Below are 9,316 nucleotides of genomic sequence, written 5' to 3'. Positions count from 1 at the left end.
GTTGGATATTCTCTATATTCTGATTGATTTCTTTTGCCATAATGCCGAATTCGTCTTGAGATTCTATCTTGATAAGATTTGCAGAATCTGTTTCGTGGTTGAGGTAGGAGAAGAAGCGAACAAGATTTGTTTGTATGGCGCGCACGCTGAAGATAAGGTTGCTATAAAACATTAAGAATAACGGAACTAAAATCGCCAATAGAACAATAACCCCAATTGCAAGGGCTTTAAACAATGATGTATTAATAATTTCTATGATGTCTATGGAAATCTTACTAGAGTATTCATCTAAGGTATCTACATAAACGCCTGTGGAAATCCAAATGTTTTGAGTGTTAGGAATCATTGCGGCGTAGCCGACTTTTTGCGCCGTGCCAAGTGTGCCATCAGGGAGAGGCTTGCTAAAGGAAAAGCGCACAAATTTTGTTTGCTGTTTTTGTGTTTTTGCAGTCTCAAATAATTCTCGCACATAATAGACGCCCTTAGGGTCTTTTGCCTCATAGAGAGATTTTCCAATCAAATCTTTACGCGTTGGGTGTGCCACAGGGACATACTCTTTGTAGGCAAAATAATATCCGCTCTTATCCTCTTCAAATCGGAATTTTTCAATTGCTTTTGCGATAATGGCAATTTGTGAAGGTTCATCTAATCCTTCTACAAGCTCTCCTAAAGATTCCGCTAAGGTATCTGTCGCAAGTTTGATTTTTTGCTCCACTTCTTCGCCGATTATTTCTATCATTTCAGTCTTTGTGTCGGCAATAATGTCTCGTTTGAAGTATTCAATGACACAAAATATACTTGCCAAACCGATAATGATACCTAGTGCGAGAACTAAAACTTTGAACTTTAACGAAAGATGTTTCATACAATATTTTCCTTATGAAGTGAGAATAAAGTGCTAATTATACAATATATCTTAAGAATTTAAAAGCCCAAAAATGAATACTTTAAAATTGCAAAGAAATTTGTGAGGCAATTTCGGAGTAAATTTCTGTCGCTGTGCCGCAAAAATGCGGGAGAAATTGTGTTTTGTTAAAGGTGCTTTGACGCTTGGCGAGTTGGGCTGTGTGTGTGGAAATAGAATCGCTTAGGGATTCTAAAGAAGAAATGGGCGCAGATTGGGTGAGTGCAGAATCATAATTCAAATATTCCAATGCTTCTTTAATACCAATGCTTTTTGCCCATTGGTATTGTGTGCCATAGCGCGCAATGAGTGTTTGCACTTCTTCTAAAAGCCCATTTTTTAACATTTCTTGCGTGCGCTCCTTGATTCTTTCTCTTAGTAAGGCGCGCTCAAGGGTAATTTCAAAGATTTCGCAGGATTCCAAAATGGGTTTTGGTGGATAGGCTGCGAAATATACGCTAGGGGTAAGATGTGTGGAGAAGTAAATTTCTAATGCACGCATAATGCGATAAGAATCTTGTGGTTTGATTTTGCTCGCATAAAGGGAATCAATCTGGGATAAAAACGCATATTGCGCTTTCAAATCCCCTAGATTGTGAATTAAGGATTCTATTTCTGATTTTTCAGATAGTGAGAGTTTAGGTGAGGGTGAAAGCCCCATAAGCAAAGATTTGAGATAGAATCCCGTGCCCCCAACGATTAAGAGATGTTTATGATTCTCTTCGCAAAACGCTTTTGCGCGGTAGTATTCTTGAATGAAATTATAAACATTTTGGGGTTCGTTTGGGCGCAAAATGTCTATACCAAAATGCGTAATGCCTTGACGCATTTCCAAACTAGGTTTTGCGCTTGCAATGTCAATTTCTTGATAAATGCTCAAAGAATCTAACGAGAGAATCACGCAATCATATATGGAAGCAATTTCTAAGGATAATGCACTCTTACCAGAGCCGCTACCGCCCAAAATCGCAAAAGTTTGCAAGACTTAAGCGAAGTTTTTAGAAGCTAAAATAGCCTCTAAAAAGGCGTTTTTGAGTGCGTGTTTCTCTAGGATTGCTACTCCTTGTGCCGTAGAACCTCCCGGACTCATCACGCTTTCTTTAAGCAGTGTGGGGTGGTTTTGTTCTAAGAGACTTGCAAAGCCGCTAAATAATGTGCGCACAATTTGCGTAGAATCTTCACGCGTTAAACCATAAGTTACGCCGCTATCAATAAGGGATTCGGCAACAAGAGCCAAAAATGCCGGCGCACAACCACCCAAAGCTGTGGCTAAAGGAAAATGCTTTTCCTCAAGCCATAGACTTTTACCAATGGAATCAAAGATTGCAAAGGCTTCTTCTTGGGCCTCTAAGTCGCCACAAAGAGTTGTGATAGACTGACCAATGCTTGCGCAGATATTAGGCATTGCACGGACATAGTGTTGGGATTCTATCGCATCTCTTAAGGCAGTAATCTTTGTGGCATTAAGGATAGAATAAACGCATTTCGCTTTGCCGTGGAAGTAAAATTCCTTGAGTGCGTAGGGTTTAATGCAGAGGAGAATCTCATCGTCTTCTTTGAATGAGATTGTAGAGTTTTCTAAAAACAAAGGGGTTAAGTTTAACTCATCGCAAAATGATTGGACTTTAGCAGGATTCCGACCGCAGACGCGTAATTGGTATTTACTTCTTAAGCCTTGTGCTAAGGCTTTTGCCATTTTACCATAGCCTAAAAGGATTAAAGATTTCATTGTGAGATTCTATTGTTTGCTGAAGTCAAAAAACTTTGAAATTGGTTCAGATAAGCCAAAATTTTCGTATTTGAAATTTTCTAAGACAACTTGTGCCATTGTAAGATTTTCAAAGTTAAAGAGCAAAGGGGCTAGGAAATTGACGCTAGATTCTTCAATGGGTTCTTTGACGCAAACGATATTAAGTGTAACGAGTTTGGAATTTTGTGGGTCTGTGTTGGTTTTGCCTTGCAAATCCAAAAGAACTTTAATAGAAGAAGGAATCTCAAATTCATAATCTGTGCGCATTGCGTAAGGATTAACCAATGTGAAAGAAATACCATCACTCTCGCCACTTTTTAATTGCATAAAGGTTTCATCGTCTTTTGCGATTCTTTCTAGTTTCATCTTTTGGATATGTTCAAAGCCTAAAATCGGGGATTTAACTACAAATTCCATTGCTTTTCCTTGCACTCTAGCATTAAAAATCATTCAAAAATAATTTCTATAAAAATAGAATTTTATCGTAAATAAAAGCGAAAAATCAATTTATTTTAAAGAAAATTTATAAAATCTACTACAAATCCGCTATAATTACGACTATTTTTATATTTTTTGGCTTTTGATTCAGAGATATTTTGCTAGATTTTGCAGACGCAAGCGTCAAGGATTATAAGGCTTAAAAACCTAAGATTTAGGGTGATAATACGAAATTTATCTTAAGGAATTTATCAATGTTAAGAATAATCCAATTCTCTCTTTCTATCCTCTGCGTATTCATATTTTTGGGTGCTTGTTCGTCTAAGACTAATAGCGGCTTGGCTTTGGACGAGGTTAATAAATCCGCAGACTATTGGTATCAAAATATGTTAAAGGAAATCCGCTTTGATGATTTAGAAAAGGCAGATAGTTATTTCGTTTCTTTACAAAGTGAGCATTTGCATTCACCACTTGTAGGCGAGGCAATGTTGATTTTGGGGCGAGCCCATATGCAAAAAGAGGAATATTTGCTAGCGGGATTCTATTTTGATGAGTTTGCTAAACGTTTTGGAAATGCAGAGAATATTGACTTTATGCAATACTTGAAATTGCAGGCGAATTACTTTGCTTTCGGCAAGCGATTCCGCGACCAGCAGTTATTGCTCCAATCCATTAACGAAGCCAAAGCCTTTGGCGAAAAATATCCCTATTCACGTTACCGTCCAATGGTAGATACAATGCTCTTAAAACTTGAATTGGCAAATTTGAGTTTGAATAAAGAAATCATCAAGCTTTATGAGCGCAGAGGCAAGGAAAATGCCGCCGAGATTTATCAACAAAAAATTGACGAAAATGCTTGGATTAAAGACGTTTATTATAAAGAGGCACATTCTCCTTGGTATCAAAGAATCTTTGAATGGTAGGAGGCAATATGCAATTAGAACGTTATGGAGAGTTTCCAAAAATCTTGCCCGTGATTGTGGAAGAGGAGATGTTTCTTTATCCCTTTATGATTGCTCCTTTGTTTGTCAGTGATGAGGAAAACCTCAAAGCCATTGAAGTGGCAATGGAATCTCAAGAGAAACTCATCTTTATCACCGCTTCTAAATCCAGTGAAATCGGAGAAAGCGATATAGGATTCTATGATGTGGGCGTGATTGGTATCATTATGCGCCGCGTAGCATTGCCCGAGGGACGCGTTAAGATTCTGTTTCAGGGTTTAAGTCGTGGGAGAATACTCAATATAGATTCCAAAATGCTACCACTCACAGGCAAAATAGAGCCTATCCTGTCTCTGCCTTTTGATTCTGCGCGTATAGAGGCGATTTTGTCTGTTCTAAAAGAGAGATTGCGCAATCTCTATAATATTTCGCAAAACTTTCCACAAGATTTATTGAAAAGCATTAATGAGACAATGGACCCCAATCGTGCGGCAGATTTGATTGCAAGTGCGATTCGTCTTAAAAAAGACCAAGCCTATAAGATATTCAAAGAAAATAATCCTGAAGAGCGCTTATTGAACCTGATTGAAATCGTAATGGAGGAAATTCGCGCCCAACAAATCCAAAAAGAGATTAAAACCAAAGTTAATTCTCAAATGGAGAAAATCAACAAGGAATATTTTTTAAAAGAACAATTAAAGCAGATTCAAAAAGAATTGGGCGGAGATGTCAGCAAAGATGCCGAAATAGAAGAATATCGCCAAAAATTAGAAAAACTAAAAAACAAGATGAGCAAGGACGCTTACAAGGAGATTTCTAAGCAAATTACGAAACTTTCCCGTATGCACCAAGATAGTGCTGATGCGAATTTGCTACAAAACTATATTGAACTTGTCTTAGAGATTCCTTTCGGTTTCTTTGCGCAAAAGTCGCTTAAGATTGATGAGGTAGAAAAGCAGCTCAATAAAGACCATTTCGCGCTAGAAAAACCAAAAGAGCGCATTGTGGAATATTTTGCGGTGCGCGAATTGCTTGCATTGCGCGGCAAGGGAGACAATAGCGAGAATAAAGGCACAATTCTGTGTTTTTATGGACCTCCGGGAGTGGGCAAAACAAGCCTTGCAAACTCTATCGCCACTGCGCTCAAGCGCAAATTAGTCAGAATCGCACTCGGTGGCTTGGAAGATGTGAATGAATTGCGCGGACACCGTAGGACTTATATCGGCGCAATGCCCGGTAGAATCGTGCAAGGCTTGATTGATGCAAAAGAAATGAATCCGGTTGTTGTGCTAGATGAAATTGATAAAATCCACAATTCTTTTCGCGGAGACCCTTCGTCTGTGCTTTTGGAAATCTTAGACCCAGAGCAGAATAAGGAATTTAGAGATTATTATACAAATTTTGATATAGATTTGTCGCAAGTCATTTTTATTGCAACTGCAAATGACATTAGCGCGATTCCAGCACCTTTGCGTGATAGAATGGAGTTTATCAATATCAATAGCTACACGCCAAGTCAAAAGGAACAAATTGCCAAAAAATATTTAATCCCACAAGAGCTTAAAAAGCACGGCTTGCAAAATAGCGAAATTAGCTTTTCGGCTAGTGCAATTAAAATGCTGATTGAAAAATACACCAGAGAAGCGGGAGTGCGGAATCTCCGCCGCAGAATTGCACAAATTTTGCGCAAAGTGGCAAAGAACATTTTGCAATCTCCCCAAGAAAAAATCCAAATTACCTCTAAAAATCTACACGAATTTTTGGACAAAATTGTTTTTGAGTTTGAAAATGCGGGCAAGAGCGCAGAGGTTGGGTTAGTCAATGGGCTTGCTTGGACGAGTGTAGGCGGCGATGTACTCAAGATTGAAGCACTCAAAATCAAAGGCAAAGGGGGGTTGCATTTGACCGGAAACTTGGGTGATGTGATGAAAGAAAGCGCGAAAATCGCCTATTCCTATGTCAAATCCCTGATTGATAGTGGAGTGCTCAAGATTGATAAGAAGCTAATTCCCCAAACGCAGAAAGAAAAAGAAGAGGGCGCGAAGCCAAATGCTAGCGAGATTTATAATCGTTTTGATGTGCATTTGCATGTGCCTGAAGGAGCGACACCAAAGGACGGACCAAGTGCTGGAATCGCAATTGCTAGCGCACTCGCTTCCTTGCTGACAAATAAAAAAGCGCGGGGCAATGTAGCAATGACAGGAGAGCTTACTCTAAGGGGTAAAGTTTTGCCCATTGGAGGCTTGCAAGAAAAGTTGATTGCGGCTTATAAATCGGGTATGAAAGAGGTATTGATTCCAAAGAAAAATTTTGAACGCGATATGGACGAAATTCCACAAGAGGTTAGAGAGGGTCTGCGGATTCACCCTGTGAGCGAGTTTAAAGAAGTTTTGCAGATAATTTTAGAAAAATGACAGAATCGCAAAAAACTCTTTCTCTTTGGGAGTCTGCTCCCGATATGAAGCGCGATGATTCTATGCCATTGGATTCTTTAGAGCAGATTTTAGAATCTCTCGCGATTCCCTTTTGTCAATATCCTAAAATCTGCGGAATTGATGAGGCAGGGAGGGGTTGTGTGGCGGGGTCGCTTTTTGTTTGTGGCGTGGTGCTACAATCCCCAAGCCAAAGCCTTTTAAATAGAATCAAGGATTCCAAAAAGCTTTCCCAAAGCGTCCGAGATTCTTTGAGTGGCGAAATAAAATCCTGTGCGCAATTCCACCTTGTCAAAAAAACTTCCCAACAGATTGACGCAAAAGGCTTGAGTGCGTGCATTAAGGAATCTCTGCTTGAGATTCTAGCCCATTTAAATGCGCCCTTTTATGTGTTTGATGGGAATTGTGCCTTTGGGATTCCGCATTTAAAGACACTTGTCAAAGGAGATTCCAAGCTCCATAGCATTAGTGCGGCGAGTATTTTAGCCAAAAGCGCAAAAGACGCAGAGATGAAATCTTTGCACGCAGAGTTTCCTCAATATGACTTTGCGCACAATAAAGGCTATTGCACCAAAGCACATTTAAATGCCATCGCCCAAAATGGATTTTGTGTAGCACACCGCAAGACTTATCATCTCAAGTCCCTTGCAACCCCAAATTTTTTTGAAAATTTTTATATTTAATCCATATTAAATGCTTCAAAAGATATAATCTTTCGCTTTTAATTTTGAAATGAAGGTGTTATTTTGAGTGGATGTGTGATGACAATTACTTCGGGTAAAGGTGGTGTGGGTAAATCCACTACAACTGCGAATCTTGCAGTTGGCTTGGCGAATGCAGGCAAAAAGGTCGTAGCAGTGGATTTTGATATTGGCTTGCGCAACTTAGATATGATTCTAGGCTTAGAGAATCGCATTGTCTATGATATTGTGAATGTAATGGAAGGGGAATGCAATCTCTCCCAAGCCCTCATTAATGACAAAAAAACAAAAAACCTTTATTTCTTGCCTGCAAGCCAAAGTAAAGATAAAAATATTTTGGACAAAGAAAAAGTCTCCGCATTGATTCATAAACTCAAAGAAGAATTTGACTTTATTTTGCTTGATTCTCCTGCAGGGATTGAGGGGGGGTTTGAACACGCGATTTTTCTTGCTGACCGCGCTTTGATTATCTCTACACCGGAGGTTTCAAGCGTGCGCGATGCGGATAGAGTCATAGGAATCATTGACGCGAAGAGCAAAAAGGCGCAAGAGGGAGAAGAAGTGCTAAAACATGTGATTATCAATCGCCTCAAACCCGAAATGGTAGAAAAGGGTGAAATGTTAAGTGTGGAAGATGTTTTAAACATTCTTGCACTGCCTTTGATTGGAATCGTGCCAGAAGATGAAAAGATTATCTCCTCTACTAATACAGGCGAACCCGTGATTTATGGCAATTCTCTCTCGGCTCTTGCTTATCAAAATATCGCAAAACGAATTTTAGGTGAAGAAGTGCCTTATTTGGAATTAAAGGCTAAAAAGGGATTCTTTGGAAGGCTGTTTTCATGAGTTTAATAGATAAATTCTTTGGTAGCGAAAAATCTGCCCAAAAGGCAAGAGACCGCTTAACATTAATTTTGGCACACGAACGCGCCATTAATGTGCCTTATATGGAGAGAATGAAACAAGAAATATTAGAGGTGATTAAGAAATACACCAAAGCCCAAAAGATTGATATTAAGACGGATTCTAATCAAAATTTCAATACGCTTGAAGTTGAGATTCTATTAGAAAAATAACTCTTCAATGGAGAAAGTTAAACCTATAACGATTGGCATTATAGCTTTATTGCTTGTATTGCTTAGTTTTAACTTTATCCCCCAAAAGAGCCCAAAAACTCCCAAGTCCCCTGAAACCACGCGAGAGCCTTTGCAAGTGGAATCGGATAGATTCCATAGGGAATCTAATGTAACGATTGCGCAGAATAATGTAGAATTGATTCAAAAAAATATTGATTTTCTAAAAGAAAATTTGGAGGCACTCAAGACAGATTCTACCATAGAATCCTTAAAGGAAGAACCCACAAATCTGATTCCACAGACCGAGTCAAATGCGACAATAGAATCGCAAGAAGCGTCTATTGCAAAACAAACCATACAATGCCAACGCACCAAGCCACAACTTGCTATCATCATAGACGATATTGGCACTTTTGCGCAATACCAAGCCCTAACCAAAATCAAATATAAAATCACCCCCTCACTTTTTCCTAAAAGCAAAACCAATCCACAAACGCCAAACATCGCAAAAATTGCTCCGTTTTTTATGGTGCATTTGCCCTTAGAAGCATTGCGTTTTTATCAAGCGGAACACGAATGGTTGTTTGTCGGAGACTCACAAGCCAAAATAGAACAAAGAATCCAAGCCATCAAGCAAGATTTCCCCACATTAACTTATCTTAATAATCACACAGGGAGCAAATTCACACAAAATTTAGATTCTATGAAGTTACTTTTAGAAACACTTGCCAAATATAAAATTAGTTTTTTGGATTCTAAAACTGCTCCAAATACCAAGACAAAAGCCTTTTATGCTACGCATTTTCAAGAAAAACTGAATCCTTGTCAAGGAGATTTTTTGGAACGTGATGTGTTTTTGGATAATGAATTGAATATTCCTAAGATTACGCAAAATCTAATCCAAGCCGTTAAAATCGCAAAAACCAAAGGCTATGCTATTGCGATTGGACACCCTCATAAAGAGACTTTGTTGGCTCTTAAAAATGCAGAGGATTATTTGGCAAAAAGTGGAGTAGAGCTTGTGTATATTAATGAAATTATCACACCATAAACATTTTTATAAAGTAAATTATG

General features: G+C 38.8%; 10 protein-coding genes. 6 read left to right on the top strand and 4 right to left on the bottom strand.

Going from position 1 to position 9,316, the window contains the following annotated elements:
- The 4 genes from HDT10_RS08275 to fliW all read right to left on the bottom strand — a co-directional run.
- Positions 1-865 (bottom strand): cache domain-containing protein (locus HDT10_RS08275; protein WP_290882199.1); only part of this gene is annotated, 865 nt, incomplete at its 3' end.
- Positions 866-947: 82 nt separating this feature from the next.
- Entirely contained in the window at positions 948-1,886 is a 939-nt protein-coding gene (gene miaA, locus HDT10_RS08270; RefSeq protein WP_290882195.1) for a tRNA (adenosine(37)-N6)-dimethylallyltransferase MiaA, read from the bottom strand.
- A 3-nt stretch (positions 1,887-1,889) separates the two neighbouring features.
- Positions 1,890-2,633, bottom strand: coding sequence for a pyrroline-5-carboxylate reductase (gene proC / locus HDT10_RS08265; RefSeq protein WP_290882192.1), 744 nt, complete (start codon positions 2,631-2,633; stop codon positions 1,890-1,892).
- 9 nt (positions 2,634-2,642) lie between these two features.
- Positions 2,643-3,071, bottom strand: coding sequence for a flagellar assembly protein FliW (gene fliW, locus HDT10_RS08260; protein ID WP_290882190.1), 429 nt, complete (start codon positions 3,069-3,071; stop codon positions 2,643-2,645).
- A gap of 275 nt (positions 3,072-3,346) precedes the next feature.
- On the opposite strand from fliW, the gene HDT10_RS08255 reads away from it, so the two are divergent.
- From HDT10_RS08255 to HDT10_RS08230, 6 genes are all read left to right on the top strand, one after another.
- Complete coding sequence (locus HDT10_RS08255; protein ID WP_290882188.1) at positions 3,347-4,015, top strand: outer membrane protein assembly factor BamD; 669 nt, start codon at positions 3,347-3,349, stop codon at positions 4,013-4,015.
- An 8-nt stretch (positions 4,016-4,023) separates the two neighbouring features.
- Positions 4,024-6,447: an endopeptidase La gene (gene lon / locus HDT10_RS08250; RefSeq protein ID WP_290882186.1), complete on the top strand. Its 2,424-nt coding sequence runs from the start codon at positions 4,024-4,026 to the stop codon at positions 6,445-6,447.
- A complete protein-coding gene (locus HDT10_RS08245) occupies positions 6,444-7,148 on the top strand; it encodes a ribonuclease HII (protein ID WP_290882183.1) in 705 nt (234 codons plus the stop codon). Before lon ends, HDT10_RS08245 begins: the two co-directional genes overlap by 4 nt.
- A 78-nt stretch (positions 7,149-7,226) precedes the next feature.
- A complete protein-coding gene (minD, locus tag HDT10_RS08240) occupies positions 7,227-8,012 on the top strand; it encodes a septum site-determining protein MinD (protein WP_290882209.1) in 786 nt (261 codons plus the stop codon).
- Positions 8,009-8,242, top strand: a complete 234-nt coding sequence (gene minE, locus HDT10_RS08235) for a cell division topological specificity factor MinE (RefSeq protein WP_290882180.1) — start codon at positions 8,009-8,011, stop codon at positions 8,240-8,242. Before minD ends, minE begins: the two co-directional genes overlap by 4 nt.
- Positions 8,243-8,249: 7 nt before the next feature.
- Positions 8,250-9,293 (top strand): divergent polysaccharide deacetylase family protein, encoded by a 1,044-nt coding sequence (locus HDT10_RS08230; protein ID WP_290882177.1) that lies wholly within the window; start codon positions 8,250-8,252, stop codon positions 9,291-9,293.
- Positions 9,294-9,316: the final 23 nt, after the last annotated feature.

Origin of the sequence: Helicobacter sp., assembly GCF_014799995.1 — a bacterium.
Lineage (GTDB): Bacteria > Campylobacterota > Campylobacteria > Campylobacterales > Helicobacteraceae > Helicobacter_D.
The sequence above is the reverse complement of the archived record's forward strand: the minus strand, read 5'-3'. Positions and strand labels throughout refer to the sequence as shown.

Coding starts and splice junctions, on each gene's coding strand:
- proC (WP_290882192.1), bottom strand. CDS start 2,633: ATGAAATCTTTAATCCTTTTAGGCTATGGTAAAATGGCAAAAGCCTTA.
- fliW (WP_290882190.1), bottom strand. CDS start 3,071: ATGGAATTTGTAGTTAAATCCCCGATTTTAGGCTTTGAACATATCCAA.
- HDT10_RS08255 (WP_290882188.1), top strand. CDS start 3,347: ATGTTAAGAATAATCCAATTCTCTCTTTCTATCCTCTGCGTATTCATA.
- lon (WP_290882186.1), top strand. CDS start 4,024: ATGCAATTAGAACGTTATGGAGAGTTTCCAAAAATCTTGCCCGTGATT.
- HDT10_RS08245 (WP_290882183.1), top strand. CDS start 6,444: ATGACAGAATCGCAAAAAACTCTTTCTCTTTGGGAGTCTGCTCCCGAT.
- minD (WP_290882209.1), top strand. CDS start 7,227: ATGACAATTACTTCGGGTAAAGGTGGTGTGGGTAAATCCACTACAACT.
- minE (WP_290882180.1), top strand. CDS start 8,009: ATGAGTTTAATAGATAAATTCTTTGGTAGCGAAAAATCTGCCCAAAAG.
- HDT10_RS08230 (WP_290882177.1), top strand. CDS start 8,250: ATGGAGAAAGTTAAACCTATAACGATTGGCATTATAGCTTTATTGCTT.